Genomic DNA, 23,958 nt, shown 5'->3' on the forward strand with positions numbered 1-23,958 from the left:
AAAAACTTAAATATAAATTAATATCATTTTTATTTAATTTTATATTAAAAAATGTTTTTAAATTCAAAGCTTTTTTCATTCATATTTAACCCACTTTATACAGTTTAAATAACATTTTAACAATCAATCATTACTCTTAATTTGATAAGAATGTTTTTTCATTTCACTTTTTATAACTTTATAAATTCATCGTTTAAGATACTTAAGGTCTTTTTGATTATAATGCAAAGTGTTTTTAAAAACATTAGCTTCTTTTTTAATTTCACTAAAACTTTTATTATTTCCACCAAAATTTATTCATAATCAAAAAACATATGCTGAATCTTGATATTTTGAACCAAGTTTAACATTATCTCAATCAATTATTTTTTTAATTTTTAAATCTTGTTCAAAAATAACATTAACGGGAATTAAATCGCCATGAACAATATATTTATTTTTATATTTTAATTTTTGTAAACTTTGTAGGACTGACAAAATACTTTTTAATTCTAACATCCCAGTATTTCCAATTTGAGTAAAAGTATATCCTGCAATTAAATCATATGAAATATAATCTGGAAAAATAGTTATATTAAAAATAGTTATATTAGTAATATAATTATTGTTACTTAATAATCAACTAATAATTGTTTTTGTTTTATTGCTTAATTTAATATATTTAAAAACTTTATTATAATTAATAATAATTTTTTGGTTAGATAAACCATTATATTTAAAATTTGTTGATAAGTTTATTAAATTTTGTACCATATTAAAACCCTTTCGTAATTTTAAATATTTTTTCTCCTAAAAACTTACATTACAATGCTAATTATTACTAAAATAATATAAATATAACACTAAGATTTATTATTTAAATCAGTTTCTGTTACTACTGACAATACTGTTTTAATATGTTCAACTGGTTTAACTTTCCGTCATTCTTGAATAATCTTAAAATCATTATCCAACAAAAAAGTGCTTCGTTCAATGCCAAAATAAACATTATTAAACATTTTTTTTTCTTTCAAGACACCAAACATTTCACATAATTTAGAATCAATATCACATAACATGGGGAAAATAACATTATTATCATTTTGAAACTTAGTTTGTTTTTTTAAATTATCACGACTAATACCAATAACATTATAACCAGCAGTTAAAAATTTTTGATAATAACGATTATAAGCAACTGTTTCTAAAATACAGCCTGGTGTTGCTGCTTTCGGAAAAAAATAAAAAATATAGCCCTTTTCTTTTTGAAAATCAGTAATAAGATGTTCTTCTCCATCTGTAAACAAAAACTTTTCTTGTTTTAAATCCATTTTTAAATAACCTCCCCTAAAAATAATAATTAATTACTGTCTTTTAAAAAGTTGGATTAAATATTTTGTTACTTCTAACTTATTTTTTAAAATATTAAATGATAATTTTAAATCTAAAAAAATTAAATATAGTGAAAATTCGGTAATATCAAACTTATATTCTAAATCATTAATTTCCTTAGCAATATTGGCAATTTGCTCACCAATAGTATCATATTCATCAAGAACAGCATTCTTTTGTAAACTTGCTCGTTCTTGTAATTCAGTAAGATCTAAATTAATTGCTTGAATTGTTGACATTAGTTCATTCAAAGTTTGTTCAATTTTTTTCTTCACGCAAAGACATTTGCTCTACTTTATTTTCCATTTTTTACTTTCACCTACTTATAATTAAAATATATCATAAAACTAAAAAAGATTAGTTTTAATAATTAATTACTAATCCTTTAAAACGTGTCACTGAATTAATTGTTTCACGAATCCCTTGAACTCCTTGTCCAGAATCATTAATTCCGAAAAACGGGAATGAATCAGGTCCTCGTTGAGTACGACCATTAATATTAACCGTTCCTGTTTCTAATTCATTAGCAATATTAAGTGCTGCATTAATATCTTTTGTAAAAATACATGCTTGCAATTTAAAATTTGATTTATTTGCTAAAGTAATCATTTCTTCAACATTCTTACAACGAATAATTGGTAAGACTGGACCAAATGGTTCTTCTCATGCTAATCGCATTTCTGAGGTAACATGGTCAATTAAAGTTGCACTAATTAAATTATCTTTTCGTTGATTACCAAGTATTAATGTTGCTTTTTTTACTAAAGCATCATCAATTAAACCTTGTACAAAATCTGCAGCTTTTAAATCAATGACAGGAATAATAGCTTTATTATCTAATGGCGAACCTGCTTCTAACTTGCTAACTTCTATTTTTAATAATTTTACTAGTTCATCAGCAATTGTTTCATCTACTAATACTCGCTTAACAGCCGTACAACGTTGTCCAGAATATGCATAAGCACCAGCAACAATTTCTTTTACTGCTTTTGTTAAATCAGCATCTTTTAATACTAAAGCTGGATCTTTTCCTCCTAATTCTAATACTAAGTATTTTCCATGTCCTAATTTGCGAATATGATTGCCAACAGCAACTGACCCAGTAAATGAAATAACATCAATTTCAGGATTTAAAACTAATAAATCTCCAATATCACGTCCACGACCAGTTACAACATTAAAAACACCTTTCGGAAAACCAACTTCAAAAGCTAATTTTGCCATATATAACCCAGTTAAACTGCCATTTGTTGCCGGTTTAAAAACAACAGTATTACCAACAACTAAACTTGGTACAATTTTTGCAATACTTAAATTAACAGGATAATTAAATGGTGAAATTGCCAAAATAACACCTTTTGGAACACGAGAAAAAATCCCTAATTTATTTTTAATATTTCAACCATCCCCAGTTAATGTTTCTGGAAAAACTCGTTTTGCTTCTTCAATTGTGTAATCAATATATTCAATACTACGCTCTACTTCAACTTGACCATCTTTTAAACTTTTTCCAATTTCATGGGCCATAATTTTCGCAAGCTCTGTCTTATGACTTTCTAATAATTTTGCTCATTTTTGCAAATAACTAATTCGTTCAAATAAAGTTAAATTTGATCATTCTTTTTGTGACTGTCGAGCCCACTTAAACGCTTCATTTATTTCTTTTTCTTTTAGAGCTGGAACACGACCATATGGCTTATTATTAATTGGTGAAATTATTTCTAATCAATCCCCATTATTGATTAATTCACCATTAATTAATGCATTCAATTCCAAATTCATTTTTACCGCCTCGTTTCTTTCTGCATTATTCTATTTATATTTTATGCTTTTTTAAAATTATTAAAAGATACTTTCCACATTTAAATTATTGTTTATAATAAAATGTTTTAATGTTGTTAACGCACGTTCACTATATGCTAAATATTTTTCATTTTTACTTTTAAAATGTTGTTCAAAGGGAGGGATAATGCCAAAATTTGCTTTCATTGGCTGAAAATTAGTTTTTGAAGCATTAATAATATAATTCACTAATGCGCCCATCATTGTTTCGGGTGGAAATGTTAACATTGGGTCGTTATTTAATAATCTTGCAATATTTAGTGCACTAATAATTCCTGTGGCTGCTGATTCAACATATCCTTCAACGCCAATAATTTGACCAGCAAAAAATACATTCTGATGTTTTTTTACTTGTAAAAATTGATTTAATAAAATTGGAGAATTAATAAAATTATTCTTATGAATAACACCATATCTTACAATCTGAGCATTTGCTAAACCTGGAATCATACTAATAAGGCGTTGCTGCTCTGGAAACTTCAAATTAGTTTGAAAACCAACTAAATTATATAATGTATCAATTGCATCATCTTGACGTAATTGTACAACAGCATATGGACGGTTACCATTTGTGGTTTCTAAACCAACTGGTTTTAATGGTCCAAACAATAATGACTTAATCCCCCTTTTTGCCATTATCTCAATTGGCATACACCCTTCAAAATAAATTTCTTTTTCAAAATCATGTAAAACTACTGTTTCTGCTGTAATTAATGTTTGAACTCATAATTCAAATTCATCCTTGCTCATTGGACAATTAATATAATCTTTACTATTGCCTTGATCATAACGTGATTTATAATATACCTTAGTAAAATCAATACTTTCTTTTGTAATAATTGGTGCGGCTGCATCATAAAAGTAAAAATATTCTTGCCCCAATAATCCTTGAATGGTCGTTTGAAATTTTGATGTTGTTAAGGGGCCAGAAGCAATCAATGTAATTGCTTTATCATCAATAGTTGTTGCCTCTTGGTCAATTAAAGTTACATTTGAATTATTTATTAACCATGTTGTAATATATTCTGAAAACTGATTCCGATCAACAGCTAATGCTCCCCCAGCTGGAACACGGCTTGCATAAGCTGCTTTAATAATTAATGAATTAAATGCTAGCATTTCTTGTTTTAATAAACCAACACCATTCGTTAAACTTTCACTACGTAACGAATTTGAACAAACCAATTCTGCAAAGGAATTTTGTTTTTGCACTGGATTTTTTATTAATCGTTTACTTTCATATAAATTGACCTTAAAATCTCGTCGTGCTAATTGATACGCTGCCTCGGTTCCTGCTAATCCAGCCCCAATAATGTTAATCGTTGGAATTTCCATTTGTTATTTTTCCTTTTAATTGTTGATATTGTTCTAAATATTGGGCATATTTTTCTTGTTCAAGTTTAATCTTTTCAGGATTTGCTTTTGCTAAAAAACTTGGATTATTTAAAATATTTTTGCTTCGTTCTAGTTCTTGTTCAAGACGAGTTAATTCCCCATTGATTTTTTGTTGTTCTACTGTTTCATCAACAATATCATTCAACCCAACTTCTAAAATAACATTCGTTAATGGAATTGTGGCATATTTTTGGTTTGCATCTTTTTCTTGAAGTACACCCATCACTTTACTATTAACCATTTTTAAAATAAATTCATTAATTAATGCAATAACATTTGTAGTAATATTGTTTTTAATACTTATTTGATCAAATCAAATTTCAATAATATCTTCTTTTTTAATTTGATAATTACTTCGCAATTCACGGATTACAGCAACAATTTCCGTTACTAAATTCAAATAATCAACATTATAATTAAAATTAATTTTTGGGTAAACTTCTAACATAATTGACTCTTTCAAATTTAATTTTTGATAAATTTCTTCTGTTACAAATGGAATAAATGGATGTAACATAATTAAAATTTGTTTTAAAACATAAAACAATGTTTGAATTGTTATCTTCTTGATTGTGGCATTATTACTTTGTAAATTAACTTTTGTTAATTCAATATATCATGAACAAAACTTATTTCATACAAAATCATACAAATCTTTGCCAACTAAAACAAATTCATATTTTTCCATATTCGTTTGTACTTTAGCAATTGTTTTTGTTAATTCAGTTAAAATTCATTGGTCAATAGCATTTTCTTGATGGTTTAATAATAAGTTTTTAATTTCTGTTTCAAAATTAACCAATGGTTTAAAATCACTTGTTAAATTCAGTTCAACATAACGAGCAGCATTTCATAACTTATTAATAAAATTTCAAGCACTATTAACTTTTTCTAAAGAAAAACGTAAATCTTGTCCTGGTGCACTATTTGTAACTAAAAAATAGCGTAATGTATCTGCACCATATTCTTTGATAACATCCATCGGATCAATCCCATTCCCTAATGACTTACTCATTTTTCGGCCTTCTTCATCACGAATTAAACCATGAATTAAAACATCATTAAATGGTTTTTCCTTTGTAAACTCTAATGAGTCAAACATCATTCTTGAAACTCAAAAGAAAATAATATCATAACCAGTCACCAAAACATTAGTTGGAAAATAGCGATGAAATAATGTTTTATCTCAATTTCATCCTAAAGTTGTCATTGGTCATAATGCTGATGAAAATCAAGTATCTAAAACATCTCCATCTTGAATTCAATTTTTACTATTATCTGGTGGAGTTAAGCCAACATGAATTTTTGTTGAATCATCTTTATGATATCATGCTGGAATTTGATGTCCTCATCATATTTGCCGTGAAATACATCAATCTTGAACATTTTTCATTCAATTAATTAATGTTGTATTAAATCGAGAAGGATAAAATTGAATTTTATTTGGTGATGATTGAAATTTAATAATTTTTTCAGCAAAATATTCCATTTTAACAAATCATTGGTCTGATAAATATGGTTCAACAATAGCACCACTTCGTTCTGAAAAACCAACTTGATGAGAATGATCTTTAATTTTAACAATTAACTTTTGGTGATCTAAATCATGAACTAAATTTTGACGGGCAGTAAAACGATCTTGGTGATGATATTTTCCAGCCAATTCGTTCATTGTTCCATCTAAATTCATACAAATTGGCATTGCTAAATGATGACGCAAAGCAATTTCAAAATCATTAGCATCATGTGCTGGTGTACATTTCATTGCTCCCGTTCCAAAATCTTGGTCAACATAATTATCACAAATAATAGGAAGCAATTCACCATTTGCTGGATTTATCACTTTTTTATTTCAATATTTGCTATAACGATTATCATTTGGGTTAACAACAACACATTGATCAGCAAACATTGTTTCTGGGCGTGTTGTTGCAATTGTCAAAAAATCACTTGTACTATTTTCTAAAAAATATTTAAAATAATACATTTTGCCTTTTTGCTCTTGATAAATAACTTCAATATTTGATAAAGCGGTTTTTTGTAAAGGGTCTCAAGAAATAATCCGTTTACCACGATAAATTAATCCTTTTTGGTATAAATCAATAAAAACTTTTTGTACTGCTGATGTTAAATTATTATTTAATGTAAATTGCTCACGTGAATAATCTAATGCTAATCCTAATTTAGCTCATTGCTCACGAATAATTTCAGCATATTCTTCCTTTCATGCTCAAACTTGTTCAATAAACTTTTCTCGTCCTAAATCATGTCGTAAAATATTTTTTGTTATACGTAAACGTTCTTCTACTTTTGCCTGTGTAGAAATTCCTGCATGGTCCATTCCTGGTAAATATAAAGTATCAAATCCTAGTAATTTTTTATAGCGAATAATCAAGTCTTGCAATGTTGTATCTCAGGCATGACCTAAATGTAATTTCCCAGTCACATTTGGGGGTGGAATAACAATACTAAACTTTGGCTGTTTACTTGTAACATCTGCAGTAAAATAACCTTTTTTCTTTCAAAATTGATATTTTCCTGTTTCGACCAAGGCATGGTCATATTTCTTTGTTAATTCTTTTCCCATTTTTGTTTCCTTTCTAAATAAAAACTCCTATTATTTAAATAAAATAATAGGAGCAATTATTTTCTAAATAATTACGGTACCATCCTTTTTTAAAAAGTATCACTTATTACCTTAATTAAAATATCAAGTTAAAATATTTAGCAACCTTCATTAAAACAATAGATTAATTTCACACCATTAATTAACTCTCTGAACTATTTTTTTAATTAATCCTATAATATTTATGGTTTCATTATAATTCTTTTTCAATTAATTGCAACCTTTTTTGTTCCTCCAAGAATATTATTCTAAAATAAAAATAAAAGTTATAATTAACTTTTATTTTTATTTTTTTCTAATTTTGTGTCTTCTGCCATTTTAATATTATTGTTTCAATCTTTATACATAAAAAAGACAAATCCGCCAAATAAAACAAGAAACAACGCAATAATAATCGTCAATGTAATAATTAATCAAGTTGCCATCATTTTTTAGTTCTCCAATCCTTCTTTTCACATTCCAACTGGTACTGGTTTAATTTGATATTTTCTTAACACAGTAACCGATAAAATACTACATATTAACGGCATAATAATTCCTAATAATACTGATAATACTGATAATCATCAAGGTTTTGATAACCCCGAACTAATAAAGACATAAAACATAAAAACAATATTAACTGCTAACAACAATGGTGTTAAATACGAAATCGCAAATTTATATGTTTTACCAATTTTAATTAACGAGTGTGCATTATTGTAGACAATCATTATTGGTAATTTTTTGTAAATATGAATAAATAAAATAATTTCAACTAAAGCCATCACTAACATATTAACACTACCAGCTAAAGCTTGGAACGAATAAAGTAATTGGTTAGTATCTTTAAACATTAAGACTAAACCAATGGCAGCCATTAAAATCATTAATAAAATAATAACTTGTTTTTCCTTTACCTTGTAATTTGAAAAAATTCCATTTATGACAACTTCAATCATTGCAATAATACTACTTAATCCAGCAAATAATAATGCTGTAAAAAATAAAATGCCTAAAAAGTTTCCAAAACCAACAAAGGTTTGTTTATTAATAGCATTAAAAGTTTGTGGAAAAACATTAAAGATAAAACTAGCACCACCATTCTTTGGAAACGCTTCATCAATTGCTTTGGTATAATCATCAATCGTAATTAATCCAGGATTTTGTTCATGAACTAAAATGCCTGCTGAACCAAAAACCATAATTAATGTTAAAAGTGAAATTGCTAAAACACCAAATGATAAAATATATGCTTTATTTGTATTATCCTGTGTTTTTGGTGCTGCACCAGCAAATAACATCATAAATCCTGAACCAACACAAACCGTAAACACACCTAATCCAAAGGCATCACTTCATACTTGCAAGCTTCCAAAGGAACTTAAGGTTCTTTGCGTTGGCATTAAAACTGTTCCTAGTCCTTCTAATGCTCCTGGAATTGTTAAAACGTAAATTGCTAAAACTAATAAAATAACAAATAAAACTGGAATAAAAATAACATTTGCTTTTTCAATTCCTTTTGCTCGAAACATCACAATTGTCCCAGCAATAATAACAATTACAATAAAGGCTAAGTATGCTAATCATTGAAAATTAGCATTACCGGCTACAGCAATTCCACCAGGATTTAAAATATTATTATCAAACCATAATGGTGTATTAATTGACGATGTAAAATTTAATATTAATAAAATTAAAACATAACCAATTAATACGGTATAGTAATTAGCGACAATAAACATAAAGGCTGATTTAAATCAACCGATAAACCCACTTGCTTTTGGGTTTTCTTCATCAAAAATATTAATTAACGATTTACGTCGCATATTACCAATGTTGAATTCTAAAATTAATAACGGAATGCCACAAGTAATAATTGCTAAAATATATAAAACAAAAAATGCTAAACCTCCATTTTGCTTTAATAAAGTGGGGAACCCCCATACATTACCAAGTCCAATTGCTGCCCCTAATGTGGAAACAATAAAACCAAACTTGCTAACATGCTTCTTCTTTTTCATTTTTTAATTCCTTTCTTTTAAAAATAAAAAACAATTACTAATAAATTATTAATAATTGTCCTTAACGAATAATATTTCTTTTTATTAATAAAAAAATATCGCTGCATTTTTTTCTCAAATTTTTCTTATTATCATAATTCTGTCTCTAAAATATTGAATAATAGTTTTAGTTTAGAAAACTAATTCTGAAGCAACTATCACCGTGTTCAGAAATCATCGTGCACCAAATACTCCTGCAAATACTTGATGCACATTTAAGAAAAATATTGATAGGTGCATGCCTTCCCTGTTTGGTAAAGACACTTCCCATTGACTATATTAATAATTTTTCCAATAATTGGATAAAAAAATTGGATAAAAATATAATTTTCAAAGATTTTGTTCTTGATAAATATTTGTTCCTGTTATCTCACTTTGATATTTTATAAAAGATAAGAAATAAATAATTATCACAATTGAGCCTATGATATAAATATATTTAATTGATAAAACAACACTAAAAAAACTAAAGCCGATTAAAATGGCAAACAATAATTGATAATAAACTTGTCAATCTTTTCAAGTTTTTTTATTGCAAATCATTCTAATTCTCCTTTTAATAGATATATTATAACCATAAAAAAATACTAATTCTACTTTTTTTCAACAAATTAGTATTTTTTTTATTTATTTAAATTGTTTTTGATAAACTGATGCTTTTGTTTTATTTCGTCCAAATTTTTCAAACTTAACAATCCCATCAATTAAGGCAAATAAGGTATCATCACCACCACGCCCAACATTTACTCCTGGGTGAACTTTTGTTCCACGTTGACGATAAATGATTGATCCTGCTCTAATTGTTTGGCCATCAGCTCTTTTTGCACCCAATCGTTTTGAATGTGAATCACGACCATTTTTAGTCGATCCTACTCCTTTTTTTGAAGCAAATAACTGTAAGCCTAATGCGAACTTCATCATTATTCTTCAACCTCCTTTACACTAATAAATTTTTGATATTGCTGATAAATTGTTAAAAATTGATAATAAATTGTTTGTAACATAACTTGTAAGTCAGCACTATTATTTTTTACTGTAATAATAATTAGTCCTTCCTTAACAATGAATTGACAACTATTTGGTTTAATTTGATCAATTGCATTTAAACCGCCAATTGCAATTCCTGTTATTGCGGCGCAAACAAGATCTTTACCATATTCCGCTGCTTTAGCATGACCAGTAATTTTAATTTTTTTAATTTTTTTCTCAGTTTTCGTAATTATAATCTTAATCATAATGTTTTACTTGTCACTTTGTTTTGTTTTTGATGCTGGTTTTTTTGCTGATGTTGTTGAAGAACTTTTAGTTGCTGACTTTGCTACAGTTGTTGTTTTTCCTGCTGGCTTTGCCGCTACTGGTTTTTTATCACCCGAATAAACTGTTTTTGTTGTTGCTGTTTTTTCTGTTGTTACTGTTTTTTTATCAGTAACAGGTTTTACATTTGACTTTGTAGCAGTTGTTGATTTTGTTACCGTAGGTTTAGCTTTGGCATCTGTTGTTGTTCCTTTAGCAGAACCTGATAACAAAATTTGATCAATTTTAACTTTTGTATATGGCTGACGATGCCCATATTTTTTATGTTGTGTTTTCTTTGGTTTATAATGGAAAACAACAATTTTCTTTTGCTTTCCTTGTTTTAAAATTGTTCCTGTTACTGATGCCCCTTTAATAAAAGGAGTTCCTACTTCTCTATCAATCATTAAAACTTCAGTGAAATTAACTTTTTCACCTTCATTACCATTTAACATTTCAACAAATATTTCATCACCTTGAGAAACACGAAGTTGTTTCCCTCCAGTTTTAATTATTGCAAACATTTTTACACCTCCAGTTTAGACTCGCCTTGTAAGTAGATAAGTATTGCATATCCTTTAGGTACTTAAAAGTCAAAGAGCGGTTGAAACTGAAACAACCATAATTAATTATATCGTTATCTTAAAAAAATTCAATAAATTTTATGTTTTTCTTAAAAATAAATTATTCTTCAGATTGTAAGACAAGTTCTTCTTTTTTATTACAATTACAACATTCTTCGCAACTATCGCATACTTTACAATCTGGATCTAAATCATTAATTTTGTTGCATTTTTTTCCACAATCACAAGTAATTTCACGATATGTCCCCATAATGTTTATATACGTTCCCATTTATTTGCACTCCAATCTTTTTGCTAATTTTATCCCTATTTTATTATTATTAGATATCTTATTATTTCTTATTATCGACTATATGTTTCATCTTCCTCAACTTGTTCAACAGTAAATCTTCAATTCGTTTTGTTTAATTCTTTTCTATCTTTTGGAAAAAATTTATTAGCCTCATTAAATATTTTTTATATTCATTAGCATAATCTTGATTATATTCTTTATTGTTTTCAATATTTTTATTTTTTACATTAAATATTGGTTCTAATGCTTTGGCATCAATTTCAGCATTAATTCCACTATTTACATATGTTTCTAATGTTTCATCAATGTGGTCAAAAATTTTAGTTGATATTTTAATAGTTTCATCTTTATTAAAACCAAGTTTTTTTAAAAATATATTAAACTCTTTTTAAACTGATTTATAACTTCTTTTAAAGGTAGACTTTATTTCTGAAATAAATTTCATATTAAATTTCCTTTTTTATATAAGCAAAGTAATTTATTTTAAAAATATTATTTCTATTTTTAAAATCATCTACATCTTGATTGATTTTACAATTTTTAAAGTAAAGTGTCAATAAGGTATAATAAAAAAAATTATAATAATCTTTTATTAAATTTATTTTTAAAATCAACATATTTTAATATTAGTTTCATTAAAACACGATATAATATATATAATTTAAGGTAAATGAAAAAATGAAACAAAAAAAGTATCGACAGAATCCTAAAATTAAGCGAATGTTTCGAATTAAAGGTGTATATCATAAAAAGTCTAAGTCATTATCAACATAGTCTTTTACTAACTCTTTAACACGTGTAGCATCTTCATGGTAATCTAATTGGGTACTAATTGCAATGGTATATGTTTGATCATCATCATTACTAATATCGGTCATATAAATTTCATATTCAGTATAAATTAATTCATTTTGAATGCGTTTATTTTGAAAGGGATTGGTCATATAATGGACAAAATTTTGTGCTAATTTTGTTGCCTCATATACCATTGGTGAACAAATTGATGAAAAAGAACAAGCTTTTTTGAATCATTAGGATTTATTCAAAATGAAATTTTAGTTGGAATGGTACTTGATTTAACAAAATGAAAAAAAGTAAAATTAAAAGTTGATAAAAATCTTAAATTTCGACGTGTTAATGATAATAAACGATTAAATGATTTTAGTAAAATTCTTGAAAGTGCAATGGGACCAAAAAGTTGAGATTATGCATTTTATAAAACTTTATTAAAATGAATTATGTAAAATGAAGTGCAACAAATCAACTTTGAAAGGAGTTGATTTTTTATATAAAAATGATCTTCCTGTAGCAACTGGAAATATTTACTTTGAAAAAGATATTGCAATTATTGATGATATTTCAACTCATAAAAATTTTCGCCAACAAGGATTAGCAAAACTAATGATGAATCATTTAATTAATCGTGTTTATAATCAAGGTTACGATTTGGTTGGGTTGATTGCAACATCACAAGGATATAATGTTTATCGCAAATTAGGATTTCGTCCAATTAACTTATATTTAAGTGAATACATTACAAAAACAAAAAGCACTAATTTAAGTCAAATTGCAACCAAAATTAGTCGTGGTAAGATTAAACATCTTCAAACAATGAACCAAACAGCAATTAATAATATGATAAATAATTTTAGTTGTAAGAAATGTAATAAAGAAATTACTGATAATAAATATTTAATGGCTTTTAAAGGATTAAATGATTTTGCTATTAACAATTATCACCAAAACTGTTATAGTTTTTCAATAAAAGATAAATGAGTAATTTTAGTTAAAAGAGATGATAATAATTAATTTATCTTATAAATTTATCTTATAATTAATAACAAATAATCTTCAATAAAATAGACACATAAAATTTAATTTTATGTGTCTATTTTAGATATTCAAACCTTGTTATTTTTTTTGTTGATGTTTCACTTTTAAAACTTTTTTAGTTCGTAAATCTTCTTGATATTCATTAAAATATGGATCAGGCTCATCAACTAATTTGTTACGATATTTTCTTCAGTAGTAAACTAAAATTGGAATAATAATTGCTGCTGAAATTAAATCATTTAAACCAATAAAGACATAATAGAAAATTGGATTTCCAGTTGCTTGACTAACGCCAAAACCAATTCCAATTAATGGTAAAATTACAACAATTGAACGTAAACTACTTGTAAATGTTGCTAAAAAGGAACGATTAATTCCTTGGAACAACGTTAAAGCAATATAAGTTAATGAACAAAATGGATAAGTCATAAAGTTTAAAACAATTCATCAACGATATTTCGTTGCATATTTTTCATGAAAAGCAAATAACATCATCATATCTTTTGCAAAAATAATAAAGACAATTAACATTAAACAAAATCAAATAATAATTAATAAACTAACCCGTTTTAAAACTTCTCAAATTCGAGCATTCTTTTTTGCCCCATAATTATAAGCAATAATACTACGAGCCCCTTGTGTAACACCAACCCCTGCTGATAATACTAATGTCATTCATGGCACAATTGAAGAATAAAGTTCCTGCAAAACAGCAACCCCATTATGATATTCTTGGTTTGGTAACTGAACAACAAGGGATGTTGCAACATAAGATGTAACGACTAAAGCAGCATTATTAATAAAATTTGGTAATCCTGCTTTAGTAAAATTAGCAATATTTTTTCCTTCAATTTGGAATAAGTCATTTCAATAAAATTTTGAATAACTATTTTTTGTTTTAAAAACAATAATAAATCCTCAAATTACTTGTACTGTTCAAGAAAAAACTGTCCCCAACATTGCTCCTGACATTCCAAGATGACAAACTCTCATAAAGAAAATGGCAGATGCAGCATTAATTAATAATGAACTTAAAATCATAATTATTACTCATTTCATTCGTCCTTCACTACGAATTAAGGACATAAAATAATAACTTAAAAACATCATTGGTGCTGCTGCTAACATTGGAAATGAATATTCTCAACATAAACTTTCTGTAATTGGATTATAATGTTTTCCCATTTGAGAAGTAATAAATATAGCGTTTCATCCCGGAAATACAATACAAAAAATTGCAAATGCGACGATGATTGAAAAAAGAACTGTTAATGAAAAACCATTTCCTGCAATTCGACGCATACTTGGAATATCACGTTGCCCATAAGCAATTGAAAAATTCATTGCACAACCCATTCCAATCATAATACTAAACGACCATTGTAAGTTATATGTTTGTGAAGCATATTGAGTTGCAACATTAATAAATGACCGCATATCAGCTAAAGGAATTTCTGTAACACTAATATTTTTTAACCGATTATATGCATCAATATAAAATTGGTCATGAATTAAATCAGGTGCGGCAAATGATAATGCTAAACTTTTATCAACAATATTGTATAACCCTTGAAAAATCATTAAGAAAACAGTTGGAACACAAAAGTATGCTATTGTTTTTCAAGGTTTTTCAAACCGTAATTTTTTTTCACGACCTGTTAAAACTTCTGACAAATTAATTTCCTCCCCCCTAATAAAAAAATAAAAAAACCTTACTATGTAAAGTAATTTTAAAACTACATTAATAATCTTCGTTATAATTATAGCTCAAAAAAATTATTTTACTAAGGTTTTTTAACATTAATTACTTAATGCACTTGCTTTACCAAAATTTTTATTAACTGAAAAAAACAACACGATCGTAAATTTCGGTAATATTTGTTACAAATGGTTTAATAGTAATTAAAATTACTTTTTCTTCAAAAGCACGATAAGCAATTTCTTTAATTTGTTCATTGCCATTTTCTAAATGTAAAATTAAACCGTCTTCTAATTTTTCAATTATGGGAAGATTTAATTTTTTTAAAAAATTTTCTAAACTTCCTAACATTGGTTTTTCCATTACGGTAAATTGATAATAGTTTTGGGTTGAATTAATAACAGTACCCTAAAACACAACCTTACCATAATTTAGAATTGTAATCTCATCGGCCAAATCTTGCAATTCAGTTAAAATATGTGAACAAATTAAAATTGTCTTACCTTGGTTTTTAACTTTAATTAAATCATTGAATAATTCTTGGCGAGCAGTTGGGTCTAAATTAGCCGCTGTTTCATCTAAAATTAGGACCTTTGGATCCGCAATTAATGCTTGTGCTAATAAGACCTTTTTATTCATTCCTGATGAAAATGTATTAGGATTCTTAGTTCGAAATTTTCATAAATTTAGATTTTCTAAGATTTGCTTTGCTTTTACTTTTGCTTCTTTATACTTAACATCTCGTAAATAACTCATTTCAACTAAATATTTATAAACATTTAAATGTTTTGGAAACCTATCATTTTCAGGAATATATCCAATAATTTTTTTGCTGCTGGTGAGTTCGCTTTTAAACCATTAATACTAAAATTACCACTTGTTGGAATAATTGCTCCAACTAATGATTTAATTGTTGTGGTTTTTCCTGAACCATTTGGTCCAATAAACCCATGAATTTTTCCTTTTGCAACATTCATATTAATATCATCAACAGCGACAAATTTTTTAAATTTTTTTGTAAATCCATGAATCTCGATTGCTAAATCAGGATTTGGTGTAAAATTACTTTTTTTGTTTTCATAACTATACAAAATCCTTTCTTGTAATTCATCATAATGTTAATCCTGATAATGCAAGTGTTACTAATAAATAACCCGTATAAAAACCATATAAACTAGTTAATGTTACTGGTTTATTAAAGTCTCCCATTAAAAAATAATTTGTTTTTGCCTTAGAATCACTTGTCTGAAAAGCAACAGAATCAATGTTAACATCTAAATAATTATTAATTGGTAACAACATTGTTGCAGCATGGATTTAAGTATGCCATTAATTTATAATTTGTTTGAGCTTTTTTAATACTATTTAATTTATCTTGTGGTTGTTGCTCGTTATCATGAATAGCATTAGCATTATATGGATAATATATTCCTTGTTGTGATCAATAAGATATTTGGAAAATAAATTGAGTATACAATGACATAACTAAATCATTAATATAAACATTTTCACTATATAAATTACGATCTAAAAATTCACGAAAATCTCAAGAAAAATTATTAAATTTATTTTGAATAGTTTTTGACAATGTGTTAAAAACAAGCGATGCAATTCTACTTGGTGCAATGATTCCTTCTGAAAGATAACTATTTTTTGGATAACAAAAAATAGTTGGTGAAAAAATTGATTTATCATACATTGTTTTAATAATTTGATAAATATTTTTTGTTGTTTTACTTTTTAATTTTGTTTCATATAACACATTTATATTAATTTTAGCATCAGATGATGGTTTTGTTCTTGAAAGCGTAATTGGTTGTTGTAAACTTATATCATTATAAAAATCCGATAAAATATTAATTCCTTTATCACTATTATTTGTAAATGTAACTTCATTACCGATTCTAGGTTTAACAACATTAAATTTAATTGACTTATAACCAACAAATTCTAATACATTAGTATTAATTAATTTTGCTAATATTGGATAATCATTTGGTGTTTTTTTAACTTCTGTAACAACATCATTTCAAGAAATTGGGTTTCAAGTAGAAGGTAATTTAGTGACCACTAAATAAATATACCGCGCTAATGAAGTCACATCAAAAGCTTCCATATCTTTACTACTATACGAAAATGATATACTAAGTTTATCGTCAGATACACTTCATACTGGTCAACCAGTCGGATTTAATAAATAATCATATGTTTTTTTAAGATCAGAGTCCTTAAATTTAACATGATTCTTTGCTAAATCTGCGGTTTTAATCAAATATTGTGATGCTTGATCACCTTTACTTGCATTATAAATAAATGGAATCATCGCTCCAATTACTTTTAAAAAACCAATTGTAAATAAAATACCGATAACACCTTTTGCATTTAATCCTAAAGAAATTAAAATGCCAATTGTGGTTAAAAATAATTGTAAAATAAAATTTGTTAAAATCATAAAGTTAACTTTGCTTAAAATTACTTTTCCAAATGCTGTTCCTTTTGGCCCCATTCCGAATGATAAAATTGGTGGTAATAATAAAATAATTAGTGAATAAATTAAGCATAATAACTATAAAGCTAATCATTTTTCAATAATCATTCTTGTTCGTGAGATTGGAATTGATGAAAAAATTAATAATGTTCCATCATCAATTTCATCACGAATTAACTGTACCGCTTTAAAACCAATAAACATTGATGTTAACCCAAAGTATAACATATATCAAATCCATGAATAAATAGTAAATAATTATTTAGCAGCATCAATATAGTCTCCACTAGCAACATCTCTTATTCCTAAAGCTAATAATAAAACCCATAATTATTCCTACTACTAATGTTAAAACAAACATCACTCATGTTGATGGTGCCTTTAACATTTTAATTAAAGTATAACGAAACATTTTTAATGAAAAAAATGAACTATCTTTTTATTTAATTCCGCTTTTTTCACTTGCGTTGCTTCGACTGTTTCATTATGAGTCATAATTTCCCTCCTATTTCATTAATTTCATAATATATTTTGTAATTTTAAAAACTACAAAATAATTATACAAAAAAAGACTTTTGTTTCTTGTTTTAAAAAAAATAACATTAACAAAAAACATTAAGTTTTCTTTTTAATTTTTATTAAATAATTTATTTGCTCGTTCTTTTGCTTTTTCTTTTTTAATTTTTTTAATTGATTCTTTAATGTGACTCCGACGAACTTGTTTTTTAAATTCATCAATTTCCGCTTTTCGTTTTTTCTTATAACCAGGTTTAATTTTTTTATTATTATCTTTTGTTTTATAACGATGAATAATTTTATTAATTTCATTCTCAACTGCAAGAGAAGATTGTTTTTTAGGCTTATCATCACTAAGAACTGTTTCAACCAATTCTCCTTGTTGATTTCATTTCTTTGTTTTAAAAGTAATTCCTTTTGTCATTAATTGTTGCACTAAATTTAAATTTTTTGTATCATAAAGAACATAACTATAACCAGTATAATTTGCCCGTCCAGTACGACCACTACGATGAATATAATATTCTAAATCATTTGGTAAATCAATTGAAATAACATGACTAACACCAATAAAATCAATTCCACGCGCTGCAATATCACTGGCAATAACATACTTATATTCTAAATTTCGAATTCGTTTAACAACTTGTGTTCGTAATCGTGGTTCTAATCCAGCATGTAATTGGATAACAGAATAATTATGTTCTAATAACAAATCATAATACTTATTAATATCTGTTTTTTTACTAACAAAAATTAAACATAAATATGGATCAAATGTTTTTAAAAGTTTTAATAAAATTGTTTTTCGTTCTTGATTTTTTGTTGGAATTAAAATATGTGTAATGTTTTGATTTGTTATTTGATTGGCATTTAAATCTAAATAATGTGGATTTTTTAAATACTTGATTAAAAAAGGTTTTAACTCAGGCGGAATTGTTGCAGAAAAAACAGATACTTGAACATTAGGATTCACTTTGCTCAAAATATAATCAACATTTTCAATAAAACCTAAATCAAAAATCATATCACATTCATCAATAATAAAAGTTGTTAATTTACCTAAATTTAGACTTTGTTGTTCAAACAAATCTTTTAGTCGCGTTGGAGTGGCAATAATAATGTGGGGTTGAATTCGTTGCAATTGTTCAATTTGACGTTTAATATCTTCGCCACCAATAAAATAATTAACTTGTAAATTTAATTTAAATTTTTTAAAAAAACGAATATTATCATAAATTTGTTTTGCTAATTCACGGGTTGGGGTTACAATAATAGATTGATTTTTTGCTTGCTCATAATTTATATTATTTAAAATTGGTAAACAAAACGCAAATGTTTTTCCAGTTCCTGTATGTGCCTTACATATAACATTTTGATGTTTTAATAATAATGGCATTACTTTTTCTTGCACAATAGTTGGTTCAACAAATTTTAATTCAGCAAGGCCTAAATTTAAAAACCGCTTAAAACCAAATTGATTAAAATTACTCATAATTTAACCCCCTTTTCTCACCTTTCAAATTATAACATATTTAAAAAATGAAATTATTGCTAATTTCATTATATAACTTTTATTTTTTACCGGTAGTTACTAATTTTTTCACAACTGGTTTTTTATTATCATGAGCTTTAAAAAGTTCTTCTTCTTTAAGAAAATCTGTTTCAGCATTAACAATTAAATTAGCTCATCGTTCTTGTTCTCGTGCTAATGTTGTGGATGTTTCATGTCCCTTCCGAACAACTATATTCATTTTTTTCAGTGCTTTTCTAGCTTGTTTTATTGTTTTTTTCAATTTTTTCTGTGTGTCTAAATATTCAATTGAATAAGGATGTGTCATTGCTTTTATCATTTTTTTGTAACATATATTCCAATTAAGATTAAAACGGGAACTGCCACTAATAGCACAATTAATAGACTACCAACTACTTCTGCAAAATTTGTTCCGACTTCTAATTCATAATTTTGGGGTCATTGAATCACTCCACTATTTAATAAATTATTACTTGAATCAAACGAAAAATATTTTAAAGATTGAGAAAGTCACTATAATTTAATTATTAGTTATATTAATGATTGTTTAAATATTAATTATATTAATGTTGTTTTAAATAAAAATAATGAAATAGAAAAATATAACATTATTATAAATATTGAAAATTGCTCATATACAAATGCTAATGGTTCAAAAGTTAGAGATGACTTATTAAGATTATTAGGGGGCATTACAAAATAAATTAAATGATTTACAAATTAATTTTAATTGAGTATCACCGCGTTATACTAAATCAATTGTTAAAAATATGGAAAAATTTAAGTAAATATAATGATAGTTGTTTATGAAAATATGATAAAGATACTAATTTAACTTATCAATATGGTAAAGGTTGATTTTATAATAATGAAAAAATAAGTAATCATTTACTAGATGCAATTATTATTGCTAATTATTAATTTTTATGATTTTATTGATGAAAAAACAAGATTAGTATTAGGATATATTTATTATAAATTAAGTACTCATAATGCTATTGATGCTGTTAAAAAAGCAATTAGTGATTTTAAAAATATATTTGGTATTAGAATAATACGGATTAGAACTGATAACGGTTCTGAATTTATTAATAGTTATCGGAATAATCAAAAAATTAATGTTAAAAAAACTAATTTTACTCAATTTTTAACAGATAAAAATATTTTGTATCAAACAACACCAGTTCGCTCTCCACAGTCAAACGGTAAGATTGAAAGATTTCATCAAAATTATACTAAATTATTTGTATTTGAAGAAAAAATATTAAATGCAGTTAGTTTACAGAATAAATTAAATGATTATTATTATTTTTATAATTTTGAAAGAGTGCATAAGTCTTTAAATTTTCAGACACCATTTAACTTTTTGAATAGTTTAATTAAATAATTTTAAATTATTAAGTTTTTGTATTTAAACTAATTTTTAGTTTGTTTAATTTTATATTTTTTATTTATTTATTTTATGATATTTTTATAATTATAAATAAATATTTTTATTATTTTTGTTTTTTTCTTGTAATCTTTAAAATGTCTGTGGTACAACAAACTTTCTTTTTATTTTGCACTTCAATTGTTTTTCATTGAGTTGCTGTTTTTCCTAAACGTTCTGCAATTAGTCTTTCTGCTGTAATTGCAGTAGTAATGGCACTTCCATCTTTTGCCCGATAATCCGCTGCTTTTTTTGTATAAACATCTCCTAATGAACGATCGATTGATCTTTTCATAGCTGGAGTTGAATCAATAAATGCTTGTGATTTAATGAATAATCATTTTTCTTCTGTCGCATTTTTTGCTACTGGTTTTTTCGACTGGGGCACCTTTTTTCTTTTAGCTTTCAAGCTTACTGGCATACTCAATCTCCTTTCATAATGAAATCAAACCAATGTTGGTTGCTAATGTTAAAATAGCATTAATCATTAGTTTTTTGCATTAAATATTTTTTATCACAAATTGAATTTAGTATTTAAGATAATTGTAATATTTTAAGAAAAAGATAAAATTTTTACTTAAAATAGACGGGTTAATTATATCAAATTTAGTTTGATTAATAAATAAGTTTAAGATATTATTTTAAAATGATAAAAGAGATTTTTAATTATGATATTATATAAGTAGATAAAAATGGATTGGTGAAAAAATGAAAGTTGTAAAAGTGACACCTCGTGGTTATTGTCTTGGTGTTGTCAAGTCAATTAAATGAGCAAAAGAAGCTGCTGTCAAATATGCTGGACGGCAAATTTATATGTTAGGTTATCTTGTCCATAATAAACATGTTATTGATGAAATTGTTAATTTAGGTGTTATTCCGGTCAACGATTTTAAACTTAATCGCCTTGCGATAATGCAAACACTACCAGATAATGCTGTTGTGATTTTAAGTGCACATGGTAGTGATGACCGGATTAAAGATGTCGCAGCAAAGAAAAACATTACACTTGTTGATACTGAATGTGAATGAGTAACTGTTACGAAAAATTTAATTAAGGAATATTTAGCAAAACCTGATTATCAAATTATTTTTATTGGAAAACACTTTCATCCAGAAACAAATGCAATGTTAGCGCTTAGTCCAAGCATCAATCTTGTGACAACAGAACAAGAAGTTGATAACATTTTGCCTAATCTTGACCCAACTAAAAAGATTTTAATTACAAACCAAACAACCCTTTCTAAAATTGATATTGAAGCAATTGTGAAAAAAATTAAAACCCTTGTTCCAAATGAAATTCTTTTTAAAAATGATTTATGTAATGCAACATTAGAACGACAAAATGCTGTTCTAAATTTAGATCCAACAACAATTGACCTTTTACTTGTTGTTGGTGATGAACGAAGTAGTAACACCTTAAAGCTAGTTGCAATGGGCGAACAAATTGGGATTGAATCATATCGCATTAATGATAAAAATGATATTCAAGCAACTTGGTTGGCAAATAAAACCTGTGTTGCTGTTACTGCGGGGGCATCAACACCTAGCATCATTCAGTTAGAAGTAATTCGTTATTTAGAGCAAATATAAAAATATCATTAACGATAGTTAATAATATTTTTGATATGATATGGAATTATTGTTAAAGTTGGAAACTTTCGGGTTAAATATCCAGCAAAAGCAGCAGTAAAAAAATCTTCCATATAATGGTTGAAGCAAATAACTGCTAATTGTTTTTCATTTGCTAATACTCATTGATCTCATTTTACTTCCCCAGTAATAAACAGGTCAATATTTTGGTTAATTTTTGCAATCACATCACCTGCGGTTCCTGCTGCTAAGGCAACTGTTTTAATAGGTTGCTCTAACGTCGATAAATTGTGCTGCACTGTTGTAATTTTAAAAATTGCTTTTAATTTAGTAATAATTTCATCAGCTGTTAAACTTACATACCCAATCATTGTTAAATTATCATCAAAGGGAACAATTTTTTGAGGATTTAATTCTTGTAAAATCAATTCATTCATTAAACCATCATAATTTGTGTGTAAAGCATAAACAGTTATCTGATGTTTATTAAGAAGATCAATAATTGCTCGTTTGTAAGGAATCTGTTGAATTCTTTTTTTCTTGCCAAAACAAAAAGGATGATGAGTTATAATAACATTAATTTGCTTAGCGACTGCTGCTGTAATTACTTCGCTTGTTAAATCTAAACTAACCATAATTTTTGCTACAAAATGATTTTTGCTTCCATATTGATGACCACTATAATCTCACTTACAAGCTGCTTTTAATGAAAAATCAGTTTCAATTTCTTGATATAATTTTTTAATTAACATTATATCACCTTATTAATCATTTTTAGTTTTGCTTTAACTTCTTGATATCGCTTAGTGTTTTCAGGAATCTTGTTTAACAATGTTAAATAATAATCATTTTTTAACAATCATTTCTCTTGAAAAAGTTTACTATGTTCTTTGCGAAGATAAGGACCGAAGTATAAGTCTTTTTTATTTTTGACTTTTTGACCAGCAGTTTTATTAACAACAATAATCTCATAAATAATATCATTTTCCTTAATTAATAATTCTTTTTCAATAAAGTACTTATGTTTTTTAATTCATTCTCGTAATAAAAATGGATCATCATTAGGGCATAAAATATAACGATCAATTAAATCAGAATCTCGTTGCAAAATGGTTAAAATTGTTGTACTCCCTAATCCTGAAATAATACATGTATCAATCTTAATGTCCGAAACTCCTGTTAAACCATCTGCTAAAATTGAAGTAATAAGTTCTTCAGTATGATATTTTGCAATATTTTTTTTCGCTTGGGCTAAGGGTTGTGCTGCAATGTCGCACGCATAAGCTTTGGTAATTAAATTTCCTTTTGCTAAATAAATTGGAATCATTGCATGATCTGTCCCAATATCACAAATAATGTCTTTTTCATTAACTTGTTTGGCAATTAATAATAAACGTTCTGATAATATATCCATTTTTAAAACC

General features: G+C 26.4%; 29 protein-coding genes and 2 pseudogenes. 5 read left to right on the forward strand and 26 right to left on the reverse strand.

Annotated features, from left to right (window positions below; translation table 4 throughout):
* Positions 1–57 precede the first annotated feature (57 nt).
* From SDAV_RS02645 to SDAV_RS12890, 14 genes and pseudogenes are all read right to left on the reverse strand, one after another.
* The gene (locus SDAV_RS02645) at positions 58–753 is read right to left on the reverse strand and encodes a phosphotransferase (protein ID WP_114564437.1); all 696 of its coding nucleotides are present in this window, start codon (positions 751–753) and stop codon (positions 58–60) included.
* Positions 754–842: 89 nt separating this feature from the next.
* Positions 843–1,310 carry a peroxiredoxin gene (locus tag SDAV_RS02650; protein WP_114564438.1) on the reverse strand — a complete coding sequence of 156 codons (468 nt, stop codon included), beginning with the start codon at positions 1,308–1,310 and terminating at the stop codon, positions 843–845.
* 33 nt (positions 1,311–1,343) lie between these two features.
* A complete protein-coding gene (locus SDAV_RS02655) occupies positions 1,344–1,646 on the reverse strand; it encodes a hypothetical protein (protein WP_245938471.1) in 303 nt (100 codons plus the stop codon).
* Between the two features lie 88 nt (positions 1,647–1,734).
* Positions 1,735–3,153: an NADP-dependent glyceraldehyde-3-phosphate dehydrogenase gene (locus tag SDAV_RS02660; protein ID WP_114564439.1), complete on the reverse strand. Its 1,419-nt coding sequence runs from the start codon at positions 3,151–3,153 to the stop codon at positions 1,735–1,737.
* A gap of 60 nt (positions 3,154–3,213) precedes the next feature.
* Positions 3,214–4,548 carry a methylenetetrahydrofolate--tRNA-(uracil(54)-C(5))-methyltransferase (FADH(2)-oxidizing) TrmFO gene (trmFO, locus tag SDAV_RS02665; protein WP_114564440.1) on the reverse strand — a complete coding sequence of 445 codons (1,335 nt, stop codon included), beginning with the start codon at positions 4,546–4,548 and terminating at the stop codon, positions 3,214–3,216.
* Positions 4,529–7,195: a valine--tRNA ligase gene (locus tag SDAV_RS02670; protein ID WP_114564441.1), complete on the reverse strand. Its 2,667-nt coding sequence runs from the start codon at positions 7,193–7,195 to the stop codon at positions 4,529–4,531. Before SDAV_RS02670 ends, trmFO begins: the two co-directional genes overlap by 20 nt.
* A 311-nt stretch (positions 7,196–7,506) precedes the next feature.
* Positions 7,507–7,659 carry a hypothetical protein gene (locus SDAV_RS11835; RefSeq protein ID WP_186823453.1) on the reverse strand — a complete coding sequence of 51 codons (153 nt, stop codon included), beginning with the start codon at positions 7,657–7,659 and terminating at the stop codon, positions 7,507–7,509.
* Between the two features lie 6 nt (positions 7,660–7,665).
* On the reverse strand, positions 7,666–9,237 hold the full coding sequence (locus SDAV_RS02675) for a sodium-dependent transporter (protein WP_114564442.1): 1,572 nt from the start codon (positions 9,235–9,237) through the stop codon (positions 7,666–7,668).
* 318 nt (positions 9,238–9,555) lie between these two features.
* Positions 9,556–9,819 carry a hypothetical protein gene (locus tag SDAV_RS02680; protein ID WP_245938472.1) on the reverse strand — a complete coding sequence of 88 codons (264 nt, stop codon included), beginning with the start codon at positions 9,817–9,819 and terminating at the stop codon, positions 9,556–9,558.
* Between the two features lie 84 nt (positions 9,820–9,903).
* Entirely contained in the window at positions 9,904–10,194 is a 291-nt protein-coding gene (gene rpmA, locus SDAV_RS02685; protein WP_114565578.1) for a 50S ribosomal protein L27, read from the reverse strand.
* A 2-nt stretch (positions 10,195–10,196) separates the two neighbouring features.
* On the reverse strand, positions 10,197–10,511 hold the full coding sequence (locus SDAV_RS02690; protein ID WP_114564443.1) for a ribosomal-processing cysteine protease Prp: 315 nt from the start codon (positions 10,509–10,511) through the stop codon (positions 10,197–10,199).
* A gap of 291 nt (positions 10,512–10,802) precedes the next feature.
* Positions 10,803–11,093, reverse strand: a pseudogene (gene rplU, locus SDAV_RS12885) (50S ribosomal protein L21); the annotation flags it as partial.
* Between the two features lie 160 nt (positions 11,094–11,253).
* Positions 11,254–11,424 carry a hypothetical protein gene (locus SDAV_RS11840; protein ID WP_186823454.1) on the reverse strand — a complete coding sequence of 57 codons (171 nt, stop codon included), beginning with the start codon at positions 11,422–11,424 and terminating at the stop codon, positions 11,254–11,256.
* A gap of 656 nt (positions 11,425–12,080) precedes the next feature.
* Positions 12,081–12,434, reverse strand: coding sequence for a hypothetical protein (locus tag SDAV_RS12890; RefSeq protein ID WP_245938473.1), 354 nt, complete (start codon positions 12,432–12,434; stop codon positions 12,081–12,083).
* 75 nt (positions 12,435–12,509) lie between these two features.
* On the opposite strand from SDAV_RS12890, the gene SDAV_RS12895 reads away from it, so the two are divergent.
* Positions 12,510–12,689: a hypothetical protein gene (locus SDAV_RS12895; protein WP_245938474.1), complete on the forward strand. Its 180-nt coding sequence runs from the start codon at positions 12,510–12,512 to the stop codon at positions 12,687–12,689.
* A 1-nt stretch (position 12,690) separates the two neighbouring features.
* A complete protein-coding gene (locus SDAV_RS12900) occupies positions 12,691–13,254 on the forward strand; it encodes a GNAT family N-acetyltransferase (protein ID WP_245938475.1) in 564 nt (187 codons plus the stop codon).
* Positions 13,255–13,356: 102 nt separating this feature from the next.
* Here SDAV_RS12900 and SDAV_RS02710 read toward each other — a convergent pair whose 3' ends face one another.
* The 9 genes and pseudogenes from SDAV_RS02710 to SDAV_RS12930 form a co-directional block, all read right to left on the reverse strand.
* Positions 13,357–14,952: an MATE family efflux transporter gene (locus SDAV_RS02710; RefSeq protein WP_114564445.1), complete on the reverse strand. Its 1,596-nt coding sequence runs from the start codon at positions 14,950–14,952 to the stop codon at positions 13,357–13,359.
* A 163-nt stretch (positions 14,953–15,115) separates the two neighbouring features.
* Positions 15,116–15,340, reverse strand: a complete 225-nt coding sequence (locus SDAV_RS12905) for a hypothetical protein (RefSeq protein WP_245938476.1) — start codon at positions 15,338–15,340, stop codon at positions 15,116–15,118.
* A gap of 45 nt (positions 15,341–15,385) precedes the next feature.
* Positions 15,386–15,954 (reverse strand): annotated as a pseudogene (locus tag SDAV_RS12910) (ABC transporter ATP-binding protein).
* Positions 15,955–16,060: 106 nt separating this feature from the next.
* Positions 16,061–16,279: a hypothetical protein gene (locus SDAV_RS12915; protein ID WP_245938477.1), complete on the reverse strand. Its 219-nt coding sequence runs from the start codon at positions 16,277–16,279 to the stop codon at positions 16,061–16,063.
* Complete coding sequence (locus SDAV_RS12920) at positions 16,263–17,483, reverse strand: hypothetical protein (protein WP_245938478.1); 1,221 nt, start codon at positions 17,481–17,483, stop codon at positions 16,263–16,265. The genes SDAV_RS12915 and SDAV_RS12920 overlap by 17 nt, the downstream gene beginning before the upstream one ends.
* A gap of 60 nt (positions 17,484–17,543) precedes the next feature.
* A complete protein-coding gene (locus SDAV_RS12925) occupies positions 17,544–17,693 on the reverse strand; it encodes a hypothetical protein (protein WP_245938479.1) in 150 nt (49 codons plus the stop codon).
* Between the two features lie 400 nt (positions 17,694–18,093).
* Complete coding sequence (locus SDAV_RS02725) at positions 18,094–19,476, reverse strand: DEAD/DEAH box helicase (RefSeq protein WP_114564446.1); 1,383 nt, start codon at positions 19,474–19,476, stop codon at positions 18,094–18,096.
* A gap of 79 nt (positions 19,477–19,555) precedes the next feature.
* The gene (locus tag SDAV_RS02730; RefSeq protein WP_245938480.1) at positions 19,556–19,834 is read right to left on the reverse strand and encodes a hypothetical protein; all 279 of its coding nucleotides are present in this window, start codon (positions 19,832–19,834) and stop codon (positions 19,556–19,558) included.
* Positions 19,828–19,965 (reverse strand): hypothetical protein, encoded by a 138-nt coding sequence (locus SDAV_RS12930; protein ID WP_245938481.1) that lies wholly within the window; start codon positions 19,963–19,965, stop codon positions 19,828–19,830. Before SDAV_RS12930 ends, SDAV_RS02730 begins: the two co-directional genes overlap by 7 nt.
* A 309-nt stretch (positions 19,966–20,274) precedes the next feature.
* Here SDAV_RS12930 and SDAV_RS11845 point away from each other — a divergent pair, with 309 nt between their 5' ends.
* Complete coding sequence (locus tag SDAV_RS11845; RefSeq protein ID WP_186823455.1) at positions 20,275–20,436, forward strand: hypothetical protein; 162 nt, start codon at positions 20,275–20,277, stop codon at positions 20,434–20,436.
* Positions 20,423–20,902, forward strand: a complete 480-nt coding sequence (locus tag SDAV_RS02740) for an integrase core domain-containing protein (protein ID WP_245938482.1) — start codon at positions 20,423–20,425, stop codon at positions 20,900–20,902. The genes SDAV_RS11845 and SDAV_RS02740 overlap by 14 nt, the downstream gene beginning before the upstream one ends.
* Before the next feature lie 109 nt (positions 20,903–21,011).
* On the opposite strand, the gene SDAV_RS02745 is transcribed toward SDAV_RS02740, so the two are convergent.
* A complete protein-coding gene (locus SDAV_RS02745) occupies positions 21,012–21,365 on the reverse strand; it encodes a hypothetical protein (protein WP_114564448.1) in 354 nt (117 codons plus the stop codon).
* Positions 21,366–21,652: 287 nt separating this feature from the next.
* On the opposite strand from SDAV_RS02745, the gene ispH reads away from it, so the two are divergent.
* A complete protein-coding gene (ispH, locus tag SDAV_RS02750) occupies positions 21,653–22,534 on the forward strand; it encodes a 4-hydroxy-3-methylbut-2-enyl diphosphate reductase (protein WP_114564449.1) in 882 nt (293 codons plus the stop codon).
* An 8-nt stretch (positions 22,535–22,542) separates the two neighbouring features.
* On the opposite strand, the gene SDAV_RS02755 is transcribed toward ispH, so the two are convergent.
* Positions 22,543–23,286 carry a Nif3-like dinuclear metal center hexameric protein gene (locus SDAV_RS02755; RefSeq protein ID WP_114564450.1) on the reverse strand — a complete coding sequence of 248 codons (744 nt, stop codon included), beginning with the start codon at positions 23,284–23,286 and terminating at the stop codon, positions 22,543–22,545.
* On the reverse strand, positions 23,286–23,948 hold the full coding sequence (locus tag SDAV_RS02760; RefSeq protein WP_114564451.1) for a tRNA (adenine(22)-N(1))-methyltransferase: 663 nt from the start codon (positions 23,946–23,948) through the stop codon (positions 23,286–23,288). Before SDAV_RS02760 ends, SDAV_RS02755 begins: the two co-directional genes overlap by 1 nt.
* Between the last annotated feature and the right edge of the window lie 10 nt (positions 23,949–23,958).

Source organism: Spiroplasma phoeniceum P40 (assembly GCF_003339775.1).
Classification (GTDB): Bacteria; Bacillota_I; Bacilli_A; order Mycoplasmatales; family Mycoplasmataceae; genus Spiroplasma; species Spiroplasma phoeniceum.